The organism is Agrococcus casei LMG 22410 (assembly GCF_900163565.1).
Classification (GTDB): Bacteria; Actinomycetota; Actinomycetes; order Actinomycetales; family Microbacteriaceae; genus Agrococcus; species Agrococcus casei.
The window spans coordinates 40,166-57,654 of record NZ_FUHU01000020.1; the positions used below are offsets into that span (position 1 = coordinate 40,166).

The following is a 17,489-nucleotide window of genomic DNA, read 5'->3' on the forward strand; positions in this document are numbered from 1 at the left end:
TTCTGTGCGCTCGAAGCGCGTTTCGGACGATGCGTCCAGAGTATCTCGTCAAAGTGGACGAAATGTCTACAGAAGGATGAACACTCGGTTACGAGTCGTTGGACGCCGCGTTCCACCGAAGCCGCGGCTCACTGACGAACTCTTCGAGCACCGGCCCAGTCTCGCCCTGTATCGGAAACACGGTCACCAGCCGCATGCCGCATCCGTCGTCGACACCGTAGACGAGGGCGGTGGCGGATGCGCCGGCCGAGCGCACCAGAACGGCACGCGTCTGCAGACTGGCAGTGTGCGCATCGCCGACCCGCACATCGGCCCATGTGACCGCGTGCGCATCGGGATCGACCAGCACCGGCATGACCGCGTCGGTCACGCGTCTCAAGAGCGTGGACGCGCGGCTCTCGTCGAAGTGAAAAGCGTCAGTCGGCAGGCCGAGAGCAGCGGTGAGCTGACCGTCGACCCAGCGATCGCGCTTGAGGCCGTACGGCGTCTCGACGGTCGAGAACCAGTAGCCGTAGACATGTAGCAGGCCCGCGTTGCCGACCGGCCACTCGGCAGTGATTCCGGCCGCAGCATGCAGCGCGTCGAACAGCGTCTCGTCGATGACGGGGGAGTTCGTGTTCTCGTCGATGACCGTCGACAGCGCCCAGGCGTCGAGCAGTCCTGCGGCGGCATCATCGCGGATGGCCGCAAGGGCGGAGGCCAGTGACGGAAGAGTGCTCACAGACCGCAAGCGTACGGGACGCGACTCGGTGGCTCAGCCAGCCGGCGCAAAGACCGTGGTCGTCCACGAAGCCGGGTCGAACACGACGAGCCAGCCGTCGACCACGTGCACTTCAGAGCCGGATGGGCCGAGCTGCGCGAGCTCGTCGCCGTCGGCACCCAGCAGCACAACGGCGTCGCCTGTGTCGACCGCGAGCGCCTGCCCGCCTGCGCTGACCGCGAGTGCGGCAGAGCCGGGCTCGGCTGCGTCGTCGCCGTGGAACTCGATGCCGTCGCGGTCGACCGTTGCGACTGCACTGCCCGCAGCTGTCACGGCCACTGCGTCGTCAAGCATGTAGTCGGCGCTGGTGAAGAGTGCTCCGGCAGGCGCCGGCGGCACATCCTCGGTCTGCTCGATCAGGCGCACCTCGTTGCCGTCGAGCGCGTACAGGGCGCCGACCGGATCGGGAGCCTCTGACGCCGTCGGATCCTGCAGCACGTATCCGTCGCTCAGCCAGGTGATGCGCAGCGTTCCGAGTTCAGCGTTCTCAGCAGTGACCTCGCCGCGCTCTGCCGTCAGCACCGTGAAGCTCGTCTCGCCCGCGCATCCGACGTGCCCGTCGAGCAGCGTGCACTGGCGCTGGCCGGGGAACGCCCCGCTCCACGCCGGCCTGTCGGGGCTCGCATGGACGCCGACCCTGGTCTCGCTGCCGGTCGCGTACTGGACGATCCAGCCGTGCTCAGTCTCGCCGAGCACCGACAGGCTCTCGATGACTCCGTCGGCGTCGAGCAGGGGAGCGGCATCGCCCGTCGCGATGTCAGCCAGCTCGATGTGCGAGCCGTCAGGGCCGAGGCTCGCGACCGCGACCTGGCCGCCGGGGGCCTCGCCGCAGAGCGCGTCGTCGAGGGTCCAGACCTCGTCGCCCGTTGCAGTGTCGATCGCACGCACCGAGACCTGCCCGTTCTCAGCCTGCACCTGGTCGACGAAGACGCCGTCAGCGACTCCGCACACGCGGCCGGCCGCGTCGAACGTCTCGGAGACGCCCGCCGAGTAGCCGTCGTCGAGCCAGAGGCCTGCGTCGCCCGACACCGTGTACTCATGCGCGGGCTCTGTGCTGCAGGCAGTGAGCGCGAGCACCGCGGCACCGAGCAGGGCCGCAGCAGACAGGGGGCGGGTGAGGGTGCGCATGCATACGATCATCGCGCACGGCGCTGTGCAGATGCCGCGTGCGCCTAGAGTTGGGAGCGCCATGTCTGATCCCCAGTTCTTCGAGAAGACGCCGACCGAGAGCCTCGTCATCGGCGATCTGAGCGAGGCCACGGTGCAGCTCGGCGCACTCAGCACACACGAGACCGCCGACCTGCTCGAACGCGTGTCGACCCGTCGCGCCGCGGTGCTGTTCAGGCTGCTGGGCAAAGACCAGGCGGCCGCCGTGTTCGACGCGCTCGAGCCGCCCATCCAGGCCGACCTGATCACGAGCCTTTGCGAAGACGAGGTCGGCACGCTGTTCGAGAGCCTCGACCCCGACGACCGCGCGAAGCTCGTCGACGAGGTGCCCGCAGCCGTGGCGACGAGGCTGATCTCGGGGCTCTCTGCAGAAGAGCGCAGCCACACCAACGCGGTGCTCGGGTATCCCGCCGGCACCATCGGACGCCGCATGTCGCCGCACTTCGTGAGCGTGCATCCGCATGACACCGCCGAGACCGCGCTCGCGAAGGCACGCGCCCTCGACGACACGGCCGAGACGGTCTACACGATGCTCGTCACCGACACCGGGCGCACACTCGCGGGGGTCGTCAGCCTGCGCGAAGTGCTCATGAGCGACCCCTCGGTGCCGATCGCCGACCTCATGCAGGAGGCCGACTCGGTGCGAGCGACCGACGATGCCGAAGCCGCCGCGCTGGCACTGGTCGACCGCGCGCACCTGCTGGTGCCGGTCACCGACAGCGAGCATCACGTGCTGGGCATCCTCACACTCGACGACGCCGCCCAGATTCTTCGCGACGAAGCCGACGAGGACGCCGCCCGAGCCGGCGGCGCCGAGCCGCTGCGACGCCCGTACCTCTCGACATCGGTGCTGCGCATCGCGCGCTCGCGAGTGGTGTGGCTGCTGGTGCTCGCGGTCTCAGGCCTGCTCACGGTGCAGGTGCTCGAGATCTTCGAGACGACGCTCGAGCAGGCGGTCGTGCTGGCCATGTTCATCCCGCTCCTGACCGGGATCGGCGGCAACACGGGGTCGCAGGCGGCGAGCACGGTCACGCGAGCGCTCGCGGTCGGCGACGTTCGGACGCGGGATGTGGGGCTCGTCCTGCTGCGCGAAGTGCGAGTCGGTCTGGTGCTCGGGGTGCTGATGGGCGCCCTCGGCTTCGTGCTGGCCACGCTCGTCTACGACATGCCCACGGGCGTCGTGATCGGCCTCACGATCGTCTGCATCTGCGCGATGGCCGCTTCCGTCGGCGGCGCGATGCCCCTGCTGGCCAAAGCCATCAAGGTCGACCCGGCGGTGTTCTCGACGCCGTTCATCACGACCTTCTGCGATGCGACGGGCCTCATCATCTACTTCAGCATCGCGAAGGCAGTGCTCGGAATCTGACTGGCGTCAGCCAGCCTGCTTCAGCCGCAGCAGCCTGGCCTGGCCGTCTTCGCGCAGCTCGACGAGGGCATCGCGCGCCCCCACGAAGTCAGAGAACGACTTGTGGCCGAGCGACTTCTCGTTGAACACCGGATCCATGCGCTTCATCTGCTCTTTCACGACGTTGGCGTGCAGCCATTCGTCGTCGGTCTTCTGGGTGAGGATGCGCAGGGCGCGTTCCAGCAGACCGGTCGCCGCGTCGTCGGGCGAGAGCTCGGGGGCAGCCTCCTCGTCGCCTGAGCTGCCGCCGCTCTTGCGTCGTCTGCGGCGGCTCTTCGCTGCCGGGGCGGCCTCTTCTGCGGCTGCAGGCTCGCTCGTGTCGGCATCCGTCTCGTCCTGCACGACCACGCGCTCGACTCCGGGCAGCGCGTCGTAGTCGGCGAACTCGTCGCACGCCGCGGCGAGCGACTTCGAGGTCGAGCCGGCGACGCCGATGCCGACCACGAACTTGCCGAGCCGCTTCGCGCGCTGGGCGAGGGCGATGTAGTCGCTGTCGCCGGCGACGATCACGACGTGCGAGACGTCGTCGAGCCTGAAGAGGTCTTCGACCACGTCGACGGCGAGGCGGATGTCGGCGCCGTTCTTCAGCGCGCGCGTGGTCGGGAAGAGCTGCACGAGGTCGACGGCACGGGCCAGCAGCTGCTCGCGGTACGCGGCGTGGGCGGGCACCGACCAGTCGGCGTAGGCGCGGCTGAGCACGATCGACCCGTAGCTCGAGGCGTAGTCGATGATCGCGCCGAGGTCGACGGTGGCCTCGCCGAAGCGCGTGCGCACCTTCGACTCGCGCCCGTCGACGGGCAGCGTGCGCACTTTGTCGCTGTGGAATGCTCCACGACCGTGCAGCTGGTCGTAGCGGGAGATCAGGATGTTGTCGAAGTCGATGTAGACGGCGACGCGCGCTTCGTTGTCTGAGGCCATGCGACCAGTGTCGCATCTCGCGGCGCTGTGGCTATGCTCGAAACCAGTTCACTTCACACGGATCGTCTGGCGCGTGCCCGCCAGGAAGGAAACACCATGGCCTCCATCACGTTCGACCGAGTCACGCTGCAGTATCCGGGGGCCGAACGCCCGTCGGTCAGCGACCTCAGCCTGCACATCGACGACGGCGAGTTCCTCGTGCTGGTCGGCCCATCCGGCTGCGGCAAGTCGACGACGCTGCGCATGCTGGCAGGCCTCGAGCAGGTCTCTGAGGGCTCGATCCTGATCGACGACACCGACGTCACCGAGAAGGATCCGAAGGATCGCGACATCGCGATGGTCTTTCAGAACTACGCGCTCTACCCCCACATGACGGTCGCCGAGAACATGGGCTTCGCGCTCAAGCTCGCGAAGAAGCCGAAGGCCGAGATCCGCGAGCGGGTCGAAGAGGCAGCCGAGCTGCTCGACCTCACGGAATTTCTCGACCGCAAGCCGAAGGCGCTCTCGGGCGGCCAGCGCCAGCGCGTCGCCATGGGTCGTGCGATCGTGCGCTCGCCGCAGGTGTTCTGCATGGACGAGCCGCTCTCGAACCTCGACGCCAAGCTGCGCGTGCAGACGAGGTCGCACATCGCCGGCCTGCAGCGGCGCCTGGGCGTCACAACCGTCTACGTCACGCACGACCAGGTCGAGGCGATGACGATGGGCGACCGCGTGGCCGTGCTCGACAAGGGCGAGCTGCAGCAGGTCGACACGCCGCGGGTGCTCTACAGCAGGCCCGCGAACGTGTTCGTCGCAGGCTTCGTCGGGTCGCCCGCCATGAACCTCGTCGAGACTGAGGCAGACGCACAGGGCCGCGTGTCGCTGGGCGGCATCGCGCTCGAGGGGCGCACGGTCGAGCCCGGACAGCGCGTCACCGTCGGCGTCAGGCCCGAGCACCTGCGGCCTGCTGCAGAGGACGGCATCGAGGTCGAAGTCGACCTCGTCGAAGAGCTCGGCTCCGACGCCTATGTGTACGGCACGGCCGACCTCGAGGGCTCTCCGCTCGTGGTCGCACGCGCCGTCGGCGACGAGATTCCCGAGAAGGGATCACGTCTTCGACTGAGCGCCGAGGCCGACCTGTTGCACCTCTTCGACACAGACAGCGGTCTTCGCATCGACTGATGGTGACAACTTCACAACGTCTCGGTGCACACGTCAGTGCACAGGGGTACGCTGAGCATATTGACCGGATGTGTTATTGCAAGGGAGCACGGCATGAAGAGACGAACCGGGATCATCGCGATGGGCGCTGTTGCGGCCATGGTGCTGAGCGGATGCGCGAGCGGCGGCGAAGGCGAGGGTGAGGGCACCGAAGAGGGTCTTGACACTCGTGGCCCCATCTCGTTCGCAATGGGCGCGAACGACGCGGGCAAGCTCGAGCCGATCATCGAAGCCTGGAACGCAGAGCACCCTGAAGAAGAGGTCTCGCTCGTCGAGCTTCCGCAGGAGGCCAACGGCCAGCGCGACCAGCTCGTGCAGTCGCTGCAGGCTGAGAGCGGCGACTACGACGTCATGGCGCTCGACGTCACCTGGACGGCCGAGTTCGCGGCCAACGGATGGCTGCAGCCCCTCGACGGCGACCTCGCCCTCGACACCTCGGGCCTGCTGCCGGCGACGGTCGACAGCGCGACGTACATGGACACCCTGTACGCGGCTCCGCAGAACACCAACGCACAGCTGCTGTTCTACCGCACCGACATCGTCGAAGAGGCTCCGACCACATGGGACGAGCTGCTGAGCAGCCGCGACGCCGCTGACGAAGCCGACATGGACCTGCTGGTCATGCAGCTGCGCAACTACGAGGGCCTCGCCGTGCAGACCACGCAGGCGATCAACTCGTGGGGCGGCGCAGTCGTCGACACCGACGGCCAGACGCCTGTCGTCGACTCAGAAGAGGCGAAGGCCGGCATCCAGGCACTCGCCGACGCGTACGCCAACGGCGACATCCCGAAGGACGCCAACGGCTTCACCGAAGAGCAGACGAACCTCTCGTTCCTCGCCGGCGAGTCGGTGTTCGCCTACAACTGGCCGTACATGTACGACACGGCGAAGAACGAGCCGACTTCAGAGGTCGGCGACGACTTCGACGTCGCTGCGATCGTCGGCCCCGACGGCCCCGGCGCATCCACGCTCGGCGGCTACAACAACGGCATCAACGCCTTCTCCGAGAACAAGGCGACCGCGTTCGACTTCGTGCAGTTCATCCTGTCCGAAGAGAACCAGCGCTCGTTCGCAGAGCAGTCGTTCCCGCCGGTGCTCGCTTCGATCTACGACGACGAAGAGCTCATCACCGAGTTCCCGTACCTGCCCGCGCTGAAGGATGCGCTCGAGAACGCGCAGCCCCGCCCCGTGACCCCGTACTACGCGGCGGTCTCGAAGGCGATCGCTGACAACGCGTACGCGGCAATCGTCGAGGGCACGCCTGTCGACCAGGCGGTCGCCGACATGTCTGACGCCATCACGGCAAGCACCGGAGAGTAGCCGAAGGCTCGTCAGACCATGCAGATGAATGAGTCTGTCGCTGCGCCTGCGCCCGTCAAACGGCGCAGGCGCAGCGACAACCGTGCGGGCCTGTGGCTGATAGCCCCCGCCCTGCTCGTGCTCGCGGTGGTGATCGGCTATCCGATCGTCAGCGCGATCGTGCAGTCGTTCAACGCAGACCGCGCATTCAACCCCGAGACGGGATTCTTCGAAGACGGCGGCTTCGCCGGCTTCAGCAACTACATGCACTGGCTGCTGCAGGACTGCGGCAAGGGCATGAACTCGTGCCCTCCGGGCACTGCGGGCAGCCAGTTCTGGGATGCCATCGGCGTCACCTTCCTGCTGACCGGCATCACTGTCGCACTCGAGGTGGTGCTCGGCTTCTGGATCGCGATCATCATGGGACGCAACCTCTGGGGACGCGGCCTGCTGCGCGCATCCGTGCTCGTTCCCTGGGCGATCCCGACCGCCGTGACCGCAAAGCTGTGGGCGTTCATCTTCGCGCCCCAGGGCATCGTCAATGCCGTCACGGGCCTCGAGACGCAGTGGACCACCGGCACCTGGGAGCTGCTGACCGCAGTGATCGTCGCCGACGTCTGGAAGACGACGCCGTTCGTCGCGCTGCTGATCCTCGCGGGCCTGCAGATGATTCCGCAAGACGTCTACGACGCCGCCAAGATGGACGGCGCGACCCGCTGGCAGCAGTTCACCCGCGTGACGCTGCCGCTCGTGAAGCCGGCGCTGCTCGTCGCGGTGCTGTTCAGGCTGCTCGATGCGCTGCGCATGTACGACCTGCCCGCGATCATGCAGGGCAACACGTCGGGCGCCGCCACGACGATGTCGATGCTCGTCACCGCTACCATCCGCGAGGGCGACTTCGCGAACGCCTCGGCGCTGTCGACCATCGTGTTCCTCATCATCTTCGCCTGCGCGTTCCTCATGGTGAAGGGCCTCGGCGCCAACGCGGTGGCTCAGGCACAGCCTGACCAGCGCACCGTCGGAGGCGGCAAGCAGAAGAAGCTCGTCGCCGTCGACACCAGCTCGACCAAGGCGATGGTCATGCCTCGCGAAGGGGGCAAGTGAGATGACGACGACAGCAGACAGCGCACCAGTCAAGCGCCGTGTCAGAACCGGCGAAGGCTGGGGCAGCTACTTCAGCGGCGGCGTCATCGTGCTCTGGTGCCTGCTTCCGTTCTACTGGATGATGGTCGTCGCCTTCCGCGATGTCTCGCAGACGTTCAACACCACCCCCTGGCCCACCCACCTGACACTCGACAACTTCGTTGCCGCGCTCAACACATCCGGCGGCAACAATCTGCTGCGCGCAGTCGGGAACTCGCTGCTGGTGAGTGCGATCACGACCGGCATCGCCGTGCTGCTCGGCGTCACGGTCTCGTACGCGCTCGCACGCCTCAACTTCAAGGGCAAGGGCTTCATCACCGGCATCATCCTCGCTGCGTCGATGTTTCCGGGCGTGGCGCTCGTCACGCCGCTGTTCCAGCTGTTCACCGACGCGGGTTGGATCGGCACGTACCAGGCGCTCATCGTGCCCAACATCTCGTTCGCGCTGCCGCTCACGATCTACACGCTGACCGCCTTTCTGCACGATCTGCCGTGGGAGCTCGAAGAGGCTGCACGCGTCGACGGCGCGACTCGCGGCCAGGCGTTCATGAAGGTGATCCTGCCGCTAGCGGCACCGGCGGTGTTCACGACCGCGATCCTGGCGTTCATCGCCACCTGGAACGAGTACCTGCTGGCGAGCCAGCTCTCGCGGCCGAATGTCGAGCCGGTGACGGTCGCGATCGCGAGGTTCGCGGGCGACAACCCGTACATCCAGCCGTATGCGGCGATCATGGCCGCCGGAACCATCGTCACCGTGCCGCTGGTCATCATGGTGCTGATCTTCCAGCGCCGCATCGTCGCCGGCCTCACTGCCGGCGGAGTGAAGAGCTGACAGCAGTGAGCAGACAACGATGAGCAGAAACGAGTCGGTGCGCCGAAACCAGCTGCAGATGTGGCTCGGATTCGTCGGGTTCTTCGGCGTCATGGCGGTGTTCTCGGTCGTCGGCACGCTGGCGCTCGGCAGCACGCTCGACCCGCTCGGGCTCGTGATCGCCATCGTGCTGATCATCGCGTTCTTCGTTCTGCTGCGCCGGTACCGCGCGCTCCGCTGACAGAATCCTCAGCCGCTACGAAGGTAGGCTCGTCACTGTGTCCCACACCCAGCTTCCGAATCTGACCGAACGCGCCGGCGTGCTCTTCGACCTCGACGGCGTGCTGACTCCCACTGCGTCCGTGCACATGCACGCATGGCGCCAGGTGTTCGAGCAGGTCTTCGCCGATCGCAGCGTCGAGCCGCCCTATGCTGACAGCGACTACTACCTGCACCTCGACGGCAAGAAGCGCTACGACGGCGTCAAGAGCCTGCTGCAGAGCCGCCACATCGACCTGCCGTGGGGCGACCCCTCTGATGCGCCCGAAGCAGAGACCGTCTGCGGCGTCGGAAACCGCAAGAACGACGCCTTCCTGAGCGTGCTGAACGCCGATGGCATCGCGCCGTACCCGAGCTCGGTCGAGCTGCTCGACCGCGTGCAGGCTGCGGGTGTTCCCGTGGCCGTCGTGTCGAGCTCGAAGAACGCCGAGCACGTGCTGCAGGCCGCCGGAATCCGCGACCGCTTCGAAGTCGTCGTCGACGGCGTCGTCGCCGAGCGCGAGGGCCTGCCTTCGAAGCCTGCGCCCGACGTGTTCCTCGCAGCGGCACGGATGCTCGGCATCGACCCAGCAGACAGTGCGGCGATCGAAGACGCAACGAGCGGTGTGGCCTCGGCCGCTGACGGCGGCTTCCGCGACGTCATCGGCGTCGATCGCGGTGCAGGCGAGGCGGCGCTGACCGATGCCGGGGCGACCGTCGTCGTCGATGACCTGGCAGCCTTTCTCGACTGATCGGCATGAGGAGCCGCATGATCAACCGCGACCGCTTTCCCCTTGACCCGTGGCGCCTCGTCGAGGCGCAGTACTCGACAGACGATCTCGGTGCCGCGGAGACGATCTTCGCAGTCGGCAACGGCTACCTCGGCATTCGGGGCAGCAGCGAGGTCGGCGGCCGCGCCAGTGAGCACGGCACCTTCGTCAACGGCTTCCATGAGGTCTACCCGATCCAGCACGCCGAGCAGGCGTTCGGCTTCGCCGAGGTCGGCCAGACGATCATCAACGCCCCCGACGCGAAGGTCATGCGCGTCTACGTCGATGACGAGCCGCTTGCCCTCGAGACGGCAGACCTGCGCGACTACGAGCGCGCACTCGACTTCCGCACCGGCCAGCTGACGATGTCGCTGCTGTGGATTCTGCCCAGCGGCAAGGAGGTGCGAGTCGAGACGCGACGCATGGTCTCGTTCGACGAGCGCCACCTCGCGCTCGCATCGGTGCGAGTCACGGTGCTGAATGCCGACGCGGCGGTCACGATCAGCTGCCAGGTGATCAACCGGCAGGATCGCGACAGCGAATACGGCGTCGCACAGGCAGAGAACGGCTTCGACCCCCGCAAAGCCGACCAGTTCTCCGAGCGAGTGCTGCAGCCGAGCGAGAGCTGGCACGACGGGCTGCGCACCGCGCTCTCGTACAAGGTGACCAACTCGGGCATGACGCTCGGAGTCATCGCCGACCACCGCATCGAGACCGAGAATCACTACGACGCACGCACCGTCGTCGAGCCTGACCTGGCCAAGTCTGTATTCCGTGTGCGCGCATCCGCTGGTGTTCCGACGCAGGTGACGAAGTACTTCAGCTATCACACGGGCGACGACGTGGCGCCGCGCGAGCTGCTGAACAGGGGCCGCCGCACAGTCGACCGCGCCCTCGCACTCGGGGAGGAGAAGATCCTCGAGCGGCAGGCTCGCTGGTGCGAGGCGTACTGGAAGCGCAGCGACGTCGAGATCGAGGGCCAGGACGAGCTGCAGCAGGCGACCAGGTGGTGCCTGTTCCAGATCGCGCAGGCATCGGCTCGCGCCGATGAGCTCGGCATTCCGGCCAAGGGCGTGAGCGGTTCGGGCTATGGCGGCCACTACTTCTGGGACACCGAGTGCTACGTCGTGCCGTTCCTCGCGTACACGTCACCGCAGTGGGCGAGGAATGCCCTGCGGATGCGGTACCTCATGCTTCCGGCCGCCCGCCGTCGGGCGAAGCAGATGCACGAGGCGGGTGCGCTGTTCCCGTGGCGCACGATCAACGGCGAAGAGGCATCGGCCTACTACGCAGCCGGCACCGCGCAGTACCACATCAACGCCGACGTGACCTTTGCCCTCGGCAAGTACGTGCGCGCTGCCGACGACACCGACTTCCTGCATCGAGAGGGCGCCGACATCGCGGTCGAGACGGCGAGGCTGTGGGCGACGCTCGGCTTCTGGCGGTTCGGCACCAACGGCCAAGCCGAGACCTTCCACATCCACGGTGTGACGGGCCCTGACGAGTACACGACGGTCGTGAACGACAACCTGTACACGAACGTCATGGCGCGCAACAATCTGCGCTACGCGGTCTCGACCGTGCGCCACATGGCCGAGCATGCGTCAGCCGACTACGACCGGCTCTGCACTCGCCTCGGGCTGCACCCCGCTGAGATCGAGGCGTGGGAGGCGGCCGCCGACGCCATGCATATTCCCTACAGCGATGACCTCGGCATCCACCCGCAGGACGCCGTCTTCCTCGAGAAGGAGGTCTGGGACGTCGCGAACACCCCGGACGACCAGCACCCCCTGCTGCTGCACTTCCACCCGCTGGTGATCTACCGGTACCAGGTGCTCAAGCAGCCCGACGTGGTGCTCGCGCTGTTCCTGCAGGGCAATCACTTCTCGGCAGAGGAGAAGCTCGCCGACTTCGAGTACTACGACCCGCTGACGACCGGCGATTCGACCCTGTCTTCGGTCGTGCAGACGGTGCTCGCGGCTGAGGTCGGCTACAGCGACCTCGCGCTCGAGTACTTCAAGCAGGCTGCATTCGTCGACCTGGCCAACCTGCACTCCAACACCTCAGACGGCGTGCACGTCGCATCGGCTGCCGGCGTCTGGACGGGGCTCGTCTCAGGATTCGGCGGCATGCGCGACCACGCGGGCCACCTCTCGTTCGACCCCCGCCTGCCCGCCGACTGGAGCGGCATCCGCTTCGCACTCCAGTGGCAGGGCGTGCAGCTGCACGTCACGATCAAACAGGACTCGATCGCCATCGAGGCCGAGACCGACAAGAGGGTCGACTTCTCGGTGCGAGGCGAGCACCACTGGCTCACGGGCGGCTCGGTGACGGTGCCGCTCGATGACAGTGCGCCGCGCATCCCCGGGCGTCCGACCCTGCGCAAGTACGCAAACGAGCGTCGCGAAGACGGCTCGCGCCTCTCGGCATCGATTCCCGACGCCGAGATCCGCCGTGGGGCACACCCGGGCATCGAAGACCTGACATGACCGACGACGATCTGCGCCTGCGCTACGTCGAGGGCATCAACCCGTCGAGGTGGCTCGATGTCTGGGATGCGCGCCATCCCGAGCGATCGATCGAGCACGAGCGCGTTGGCCAGCCGAGGCAGCTGCGGGCCGTGCTCGCCGGCGAATCCGACCTCGCGATCGTGCGTGCGGCAGAAGCCGACGAGCGCCTGCACCGCATCGTGATGTTCACCGAGAGCACCGCGGCCATTGCCGAGCACGACCATCCGATCGGCGCATTCGCCGAGCTCACGATGGCCGACCTCGAGAACGAGACGCTGCTCGACGTGACCGGGCTCTCGCACAAGGACGCCGCGATCACCGCCAAGACCGGCGCCGGCATCGCGCTCATGCCCATGTCGGTCGCGCGGTTGTATGGCGGCAAGGGGTCAACCGTGCGAGTGGTGACGGATGCGCCGGGCCACCCGGTCGAGCTCGTCTGGCTGCGAGAGCGCGACGATGACGACACCCAGGACTTCGCCGGCATCGTGCGCGGACGCAAGGCCACTTCGTCGCGTGCCGCACAGCCCGAGGAAGAGAAGCCAAAACCAAAGCCTAAACCGAAGCCTGCCCACCGCATCCCGCCGCGTGCACGGCCCAGACGGATGCAGAAGCGCCGCGGACGCTGACCCTCAGCCGACCTGCTGCCTCAGCCGATCTGCCTCGAGATGAAGGCGCTGATGTCGGCAACCTCCTGCGGCACGACGGCGTGGGGCATGCTGTACTCGTGCTCCTCGTGATCGGTGTGCGTCGCCATCCATTCGCGAGTGCGCATCGTCGCGTTGGGTGCGATCACGGGATCGTGGTCTCCCCACGCCTGGAACGCCGGGATGCGCGGCTGGCGCTCCATGAGACGAGCGTCGCCTGAGTGCTCGCCCGCATGTGCGAAGCCGCTGAGCTGCACGAGGTAGTCGAAGCGGTCGCTCTGGGTGCGTGCGAGCTGCAGCGTCATGACTCCGCCCTGCGAGAAGCCCATGAGCCCGATCGTGGCGAACTCTGTCGAATGCTTGGCCTCCAGCGAGTCGAGCCAGGCGATGACGGCGTCGACCGAGAGGTCGATGAGCGAGCGGTCGGGGCTCTCGCCGCCGATCGCGAACCACGCATAGGCGCCCTGCTGGGCCGGCGACTCGGGGCGCAGGGTGATCGGAGCGCGGAGGGAAGCAACGGTCACATTGTCGGGCAGCCCGGGAGCCAGCTCGATCAGATCGCCTTCGTAGCTCGCGTACCCGTGCATGACCACGAGCAGGTGTGATCCTTCGCGGCCGTCCTTGGCATCGCGCCAGCGGATGGCGCTCTCGTCGATCTCTGTCACTGGCTGCTCCACGGTGTTCTCCCTGCTTCGGCTGGTCTCTCCATCGTGTCAGCAATCCCGGTCATGGATCGATTCCCGATTACGAGGCACAATGGGGTGATGTCCGTGCGCACTCCCGACCCCAATCCCGGCTGGCTGAGCGATGACCACTTCGCAGAGGTTCGGCGATGCATGCCGATTCTCTACGTCGAGGCGATCCCGATCAGGGTCGATGGCATCGGCCAGGTGACCGAGGTCGGAATCCTGCTGCGCGCCAACGATGCCGGCGAGATCACACGCACGGTCGTCAGTGGTCGTGTCATGTACGGCGAGAGCGTTCGCGACGCCCTCGAGCGGCACCTCGAGAAGGATCTCGGGCACATGGCGTTTCCGCAGATGCCGGTGTCGCCCGTGCCGTTTCAGGTCGCCGAGTACTTTCCGCTGCCGAACGGCGGCCTCTACACCGACGACCGTCAGCATGCCGTCTCGCTCGCGTACATCGTGCCCGTCACCGGCACGTGCGACCCGCGCCAGGACGCGCTGGAGCTCACCTGGCTGACACCGGAGGCAGCAGCCAGCGAACTGGTCGCCGAAGAGATGGAAGGCGGTCGCGGATCACTCATTCGCGCAGCGCTCGCTCACCTCGGCGCGCTGCGCTGACCAGAGCCGGCTCCTTGACCGCATTGGGCGCGGGTGGCGGTTCTGTTGTTCGGATCTGCCCCTGTGGATCGGTCCATTCCAGTACCCCGGGTTCGAGTTGCCTGACTTTCCAGCCCTCGTCGGGTCCTAGTCGGTGTTTGAGTGTGTGGTGATGTCGGCACAGACACGCGAGGTTGTCTGGCGTGGTCTTGCCACCGTGTTGCCAGTCCTTGGTGTGGTCAACATCGGCATGCTTCGCGATCCTTGCGCACCCCGGGAACCGACAGGTCCTGTCCCGGTGCACGACGAACCGCCGAAGCGCTGCGGTGGGTGCGTAGACGTCGGCAGTCACGGCGACGCCGGTGACCGGATGGGTGAACAACCGCGTCCAGGAGCTCACTGATCCAGCCAGCATGAGGGCCGTGTCGTCGTCGACGAGGGTCCCGGCGGGCAACTCAGCCTGGCCGGTCTCCTCACCAGTGAGCATGGTCGCAGGCATGGTCACGACGACCTCAGCCTTGATGTTGTCGAGCCAGCCCGCGTCGCAGGTGCCCGTGAGCAGCACTGCTGCTGCGGTGTCTGCCATGTATTGGTGCATGCCGCGGTGGTCTTACACGTTGGTTGAGGTGCGGAGCATGCAATGCGTAGCCACGAAACCGGCTTAGCTGATGCCTGCTCACCCCTTTCCACGAAATCGCGATGCGATTTCCATGCCGTGCTCTCCGGGCGTCGTCCACACAGCTCGTTCCTTGAACGCCTCGGCATGGTTCTTCTGCAACCCCACCGACTCGTACTTGCGGGCAATCCTGCGTGCGATCGGAGACAGTTGCTGCGGCGTGCGGCCATCTGCCTTCGGCAGCGCCTCGGCCTCGAACTCGCCCCGATTCTCTTCGGTGATGGTCGAAGCTGCACGCTCGATCGCGATCACGTGCCCGAGGTGAATGTCCCCGTCTTGCCACGCCTGCACGGTCAGCGGCAGCTCGGTGCACCGCTGCTGTGCGGTGCCGAGTTGCTGATGCACTGACATCTCAGAGCGGCGCCCGTTCACGGCGAGCACGGAGGTCATGTGCTGCCATTCGTTCTCGTGGGCCATGTCGAGGCTGCAGACCTGCTGCACCGCGCATTCATCAGCCAAGTCAGCGCATTGCGCGCGCACGATCTCGCGGTTTGCCTGCAGCTGTTCGATCGCCTGATCGAGGTCGGTCAGAGTTCGCATCGTTGCGTAGAGCATCGATTTCGCTGACCAGTACTGCAGCGCCTGATCCACAGATTCTGCACCGACATCACCGGCAACAAACCCGCCGTGCTCATCAGCAAATACACCGGTGCTGAGCAGCTCGGTCGGCAGCTTGTCGATGCGAGTCTCGTCGAGCATCCGGTGCCTCCTTTCGTGCTGCGGAACCAGTGATTTCGTCTTGATCAAGACATTACGGGTGACGTCTGACATGGGTTGATCGCAGCTGCGATCTCCTGCCGATACCGTCGTTTTCGTCTTGCTCAAGACACTACGCACGACCTCTGACACGAGTTCATCGACGCCGCGAACACCGAAAACCTGGCGTCTTCCTTACAGTGGCCCTATGACGGATCAGGCCGAAGCGGGTTGGCAGAAGACGGGCTCGCACGAGATTCATGCGGGCAGAGTCAGGCTCGTCGAGCACGATGTTGTGCTCGCCGACGGCACCCGCGCCAGATATGAAGTAGACGAGAGCGTCCCGTTCGCTGTCGCAACCCTCGTCGTCGAAGGAAAGCATGTCGTGCTGTCGAGGCAGTACCGGTACCCGCTCGACCGATGGATCTACGACCTGCCCGGGGGAGCAGGCGCAGAAGACGAGACGCCCGAGCGAGCCGCCAGACGCGAGCTCGAGGAGGAACTCGGATTGATCGCGACCCGAATGACTCCACTCCACACGTTCTTCACCAACCCGGGCCGCGCATCCTGGCCCGTCCACGTCTTCTTGTGCGCGAACGGAACGACCACTGGCACGAAAGACGTCTCAGACCCGGCCGAGCAGGTCAGATCGGCGCGCATGACGCTGCTCGAACTCGACACCGCGATTGCCAGTGGCGAGATCATGGATCCGACCCTGATCGTCGCACGAGCGACAGCGGCCGCCAGAGGACTGCTGCCCTCACTCAGCCAGCCGGTCCCATCACAACCGTCGACAGCGTCCCCTCGATCACGATGAGGCCGTCGGCGATGCGCACCGAGCCCGCAATCGCACGAATCGGCATGAGCTCGTCAGCCCCGATCTCCTGCAGCACCAGCTGATTGTTGCGAATGAACAGCACGGTCGAGCCGTCGGCCGACACCGCCAGCATCTGCTCGGCGGCGAGGCCGTCGATCGCACCGTCTGCCGAGACCACAGCGGAGCCGTCAAGCGCGAGCACGGGTGCTCCGTCAGCCGACACCGCGACGACATTCGAGGCCGCCGCGTGGTCGTCAAGCGACACCGTGACCCCTGCATACGTGCCCGGCACGATCGACTGTGCCGCCGCATCCGCCCGACTCCGCTCGGTGCCGTCGAGCTCGACGAGAATGGCCTCGCCAGCCTCCTGCAGCACAAACCCGTCGCTCGACCACGTCACGCTCGACGCGCCGCCGACGCTCTGCTCGTGCAGCACCTCGCCGCTGGCCGCGTCGATGACAGACAGAGAGCCGGATGCGCGAGTCACGCCCAGCAGTCCTCCCGCGAGCGGCACCGCGGCGAGACCCGAGTCGCCATCGATCCTCCACGTCTCGCTGCCGCCGCTGAACCCGACGAGCGTGCCGTCTGCCGCATCCGCAGCGACCGCGACGTCGTCAGCGACGGCCACGATCGCGAGCGAGTCGGGCTCTTCGGCAAACTCGAGCGGAGTCACCGACATCTCGCCCTCGAGGTCGAGCAGCTGCCAGCTGCCGTCGAGCAGCAGGGGCACGAGCCCGCCGCCCGCTGACCAGGCTCCGCAAGAGACTTCAGCCACTTCGAACACGGCCTCGCCAGTCGAGAGGCTCGTCACCGTCACCTGGGCCTCCGCGCTCTCGATGATCAGCCCGTCGCTGATGCCGCACACGGTGCTCTCGGTCGAGTACTCGTCGTCTGTGCCTGCCGCGTAGGCGTTGTCGAGCCAGGCGCCCTGGTCGCCGACGGGCTGCAGCTGCAGCGCGAAGGCCTCATCGGCCGACGCCGACGAGCAGCCTGTGACCAGCGCCGTGAGTGCCGCGACCCCCACGACTCCTGCGCGCGTGACTCTGCCCATCCCCGGCTCCTGACTCTGCTGTGGCGACTGCAACCCGATCAGCCTACGAGGCGCGGCATGACCGCACGAAAAGACAAACCT

At 66.7% G+C, this 17,489-nt stretch carries 18 protein-coding genes; 11 read left to right on the plus strand and 7 right to left on the minus strand.

Annotation, left to right across the window (positions count from 1 at the left end; genetic code table 11):
• Positions 1–88: 88 nt before the first annotated feature.
• On the minus strand, positions 89–721 hold the full coding sequence (locus tag CZ674_RS03185; RefSeq protein ID WP_086991088.1) for a hypothetical protein: 633 nt from the start codon (positions 719–721) through the stop codon (positions 89–91).
• A gap of 33 nt (positions 722–754) precedes the next feature.
• Positions 755–1,888: a hypothetical protein gene (locus CZ674_RS03190; protein ID WP_086991089.1), complete on the minus strand. Its 1,134-nt coding sequence runs from the start codon at positions 1,886–1,888 to the stop codon at positions 755–757.
• A 61-nt stretch (positions 1,889–1,949) separates the two neighbouring features.
• On the opposite strand from CZ674_RS03190, the gene mgtE reads away from it, so the two are divergent.
• Positions 1,950–3,293 (plus strand): magnesium transporter, encoded by a 1,344-nt coding sequence (mgtE, locus tag CZ674_RS03195; protein WP_086991090.1) that lies wholly within the window; start codon positions 1,950–1,952, stop codon positions 3,291–3,293.
• Positions 3,294–3,299: 6 nt separating this feature from the next.
• Here mgtE and CZ674_RS03200 read toward each other — a convergent pair whose 3' ends face one another.
• On the minus strand, positions 3,300–4,250 hold the full coding sequence (locus CZ674_RS03200) for an NYN domain-containing protein (RefSeq protein WP_086991091.1): 951 nt from the start codon (positions 4,248–4,250) through the stop codon (positions 3,300–3,302).
• A 96-nt stretch (positions 4,251–4,346) separates the two neighbouring features.
• On the opposite strand from CZ674_RS03200, the gene CZ674_RS03205 reads away from it, so the two are divergent.
• The 8 genes from CZ674_RS03205 (at position 4,347) to CZ674_RS03240 (ending at position 12,867) form a co-directional block, all read left to right on the plus strand.
• Positions 4,347–5,411 (plus strand): ABC transporter ATP-binding protein, encoded by a 1,065-nt coding sequence (locus CZ674_RS03205; protein WP_086991092.1) that lies wholly within the window; start codon positions 4,347–4,349, stop codon positions 5,409–5,411.
• Between the two features lie 93 nt (positions 5,412–5,504).
• Positions 5,505–6,770, plus strand: a complete 1,266-nt coding sequence (locus CZ674_RS03210; RefSeq protein ID WP_086991093.1) for an ABC transporter substrate-binding protein — start codon at positions 5,505–5,507, stop codon at positions 6,768–6,770.
• A gap of 24 nt (positions 6,771–6,794) precedes the next feature.
• Complete coding sequence (locus CZ674_RS03215; RefSeq protein WP_086991286.1) at positions 6,795–7,853, plus strand: carbohydrate ABC transporter permease; 1,059 nt, start codon at positions 6,795–6,797, stop codon at positions 7,851–7,853.
• 1 nt (position 7,854) lies between these two features.
• Positions 7,855–8,724: a carbohydrate ABC transporter permease gene (locus CZ674_RS03220; RefSeq protein WP_086991094.1), complete on the plus strand. Its 870-nt coding sequence runs from the start codon at positions 7,855–7,857 to the stop codon at positions 8,722–8,724.
• 19 nt (positions 8,725–8,743) lie between these two features.
• Positions 8,744–8,944, plus strand: a complete 201-nt coding sequence (locus tag CZ674_RS03225) for a hypothetical protein (protein ID WP_086991095.1) — start codon at positions 8,744–8,746, stop codon at positions 8,942–8,944.
• Positions 8,945–8,981: 37 nt separating this feature from the next.
• A complete protein-coding gene (locus CZ674_RS03230; RefSeq protein ID WP_086991096.1) occupies positions 8,982–9,713 on the plus strand; it encodes an HAD family hydrolase in 732 nt (243 codons plus the stop codon).
• A 17-nt stretch (positions 9,714–9,730) separates the two neighbouring features.
• Positions 9,731–12,220 carry a glycoside hydrolase family 65 protein gene (locus CZ674_RS03235; protein ID WP_086991097.1) on the plus strand — a complete coding sequence of 830 codons (2,490 nt, stop codon included), beginning with the start codon at positions 9,731–9,733 and terminating at the stop codon, positions 12,218–12,220.
• Positions 12,217–12,867: a LysR family transcriptional regulator substrate-binding protein gene (locus CZ674_RS03240; protein WP_086991098.1), complete on the plus strand. Its 651-nt coding sequence runs from the start codon at positions 12,217–12,219 to the stop codon at positions 12,865–12,867. Before CZ674_RS03235 ends, CZ674_RS03240 begins: the two co-directional genes overlap by 4 nt.
• Before the next feature lie 20 nt (positions 12,868–12,887).
• Here CZ674_RS03240 and CZ674_RS03245 read toward each other — a convergent pair whose 3' ends face one another.
• Positions 12,888–13,550, minus strand: a complete 663-nt coding sequence (locus tag CZ674_RS03245; protein WP_159456881.1) for an alpha/beta hydrolase — start codon at positions 13,548–13,550, stop codon at positions 12,888–12,890.
• Between the two features lie 99 nt (positions 13,551–13,649).
• Between CZ674_RS03245 and CZ674_RS03250 the strand changes: the two genes are divergently transcribed.
• A complete protein-coding gene (locus CZ674_RS03250) occupies positions 13,650–14,189 on the plus strand; it encodes an NUDIX hydrolase family protein (RefSeq protein WP_086991100.1) in 540 nt (179 codons plus the stop codon).
• Here CZ674_RS03250 and CZ674_RS14590 read toward each other — a convergent pair.
• Together CZ674_RS14590 and CZ674_RS14595 are read right to left on the minus strand one after the other, a co-directional pair.
• Positions 14,149–14,766, minus strand: a complete 618-nt coding sequence (locus CZ674_RS14590) for an HNH endonuclease signature motif containing protein (protein WP_086991101.1) — start codon at positions 14,764–14,766, stop codon at positions 14,149–14,151. The two genes, CZ674_RS03250 and CZ674_RS14590, sit on opposite strands and share 41 nt — an antisense overlap.
• Before the next feature lie 78 nt (positions 14,767–14,844).
• The gene (locus tag CZ674_RS14595) at positions 14,845–15,543 is read right to left on the minus strand and encodes a DUF222 domain-containing protein (RefSeq protein WP_086991102.1); all 699 of its coding nucleotides are present in this window, start codon (positions 15,541–15,543) and stop codon (positions 14,845–14,847) included.
• A gap of 205 nt (positions 15,544–15,748) precedes the next feature.
• On the opposite strand from CZ674_RS14595, the gene CZ674_RS03265 reads away from it, so the two are divergent.
• On the plus strand, positions 15,749–16,357 hold the full coding sequence (locus CZ674_RS03265; protein ID WP_086991103.1) for an NUDIX hydrolase: 609 nt from the start codon (positions 15,749–15,751) through the stop codon (positions 16,355–16,357).
• Here the strand turns inward: CZ674_RS03265 and CZ674_RS03270 are convergent.
• Positions 16,305–17,408 carry a hypothetical protein gene (locus CZ674_RS03270; protein WP_086991104.1) on the minus strand — a complete coding sequence of 368 codons (1,104 nt, stop codon included), beginning with the start codon at positions 17,406–17,408 and terminating at the stop codon, positions 16,305–16,307. The two genes, CZ674_RS03265 and CZ674_RS03270, sit on opposite strands and share 53 nt — an antisense overlap.
• Between the last annotated feature and the right edge of the window lie 81 nt (positions 17,409–17,489).

What these genes read in the sequence shown, in the direction of transcription:
- CZ674_RS03190 (WP_086991089.1), bottom strand. Translation starts at nt 1,888, where the DNA reads ATGCGCACCCTCACCCGCCCCCTGTCTGCTGCGGCCCTGCTCGGTGCC.
- mgtE (WP_086991090.1), top strand. Translation starts at nt 1,950, where the DNA reads ATGTCTGATCCCCAGTTCTTCGAGAAGACGCCGACCGAGAGCCTCGTC.
- CZ674_RS03200 (WP_086991091.1), bottom strand. Translation starts at nt 4,250, where the DNA reads ATGGCCTCAGACAACGAAGCGCGCGTCGCCGTCTACATCGACTTCGAC.
- CZ674_RS03205 (WP_086991092.1), top strand. Translation starts at nt 4,347, where the DNA reads ATGGCCTCCATCACGTTCGACCGAGTCACGCTGCAGTATCCGGGGGCC.
- CZ674_RS03210 (WP_086991093.1), top strand. Translation starts at nt 5,505, where the DNA reads ATGAAGAGACGAACCGGGATCATCGCGATGGGCGCTGTTGCGGCCATG.
- CZ674_RS03215 (WP_086991286.1), top strand. Translation starts at nt 6,795, where the DNA reads ATGAATGAGTCTGTCGCTGCGCCTGCGCCCGTCAAACGGCGCAGGCGC.
- CZ674_RS03220 (WP_086991094.1), top strand. Translation starts at nt 7,855, where the DNA reads ATGACGACGACAGCAGACAGCGCACCAGTCAAGCGCCGTGTCAGAACC.
- CZ674_RS03225 (WP_086991095.1), top strand. Translation starts at nt 8,744, where the DNA reads ATGAGCAGAAACGAGTCGGTGCGCCGAAACCAGCTGCAGATGTGGCTC.
- CZ674_RS03235 (WP_086991097.1), top strand. Translation starts at nt 9,731, where the DNA reads ATGATCAACCGCGACCGCTTTCCCCTTGACCCGTGGCGCCTCGTCGAG.
- CZ674_RS03240 (WP_086991098.1), top strand. Translation starts at nt 12,217, where the DNA reads ATGACCGACGACGATCTGCGCCTGCGCTACGTCGAGGGCATCAACCCG.
- CZ674_RS03250 (WP_086991100.1), top strand. Translation starts at nt 13,650, where the DNA reads ATGTCCGTGCGCACTCCCGACCCCAATCCCGGCTGGCTGAGCGATGAC.
- CZ674_RS14590 (WP_086991101.1), bottom strand. Translation starts at nt 14,766, where the DNA reads ATGCACCAATACATGGCAGACACCGCAGCAGCAGTGCTGCTCACGGGC.
- CZ674_RS14595 (WP_086991102.1), bottom strand. Translation starts at nt 15,543, where the DNA reads ATGCTCGACGAGACTCGCATCGACAAGCTGCCGACCGAGCTGCTCAGC.
- CZ674_RS03265 (WP_086991103.1), top strand. Translation starts at nt 15,749, where the DNA reads ATGACGGATCAGGCCGAAGCGGGTTGGCAGAAGACGGGCTCGCACGAG.
- CZ674_RS03270 (WP_086991104.1), bottom strand. Translation starts at nt 17,408, where the DNA reads ATGGGCAGAGTCACGCGCGCAGGAGTCGTGGGGGTCGCGGCACTCACG.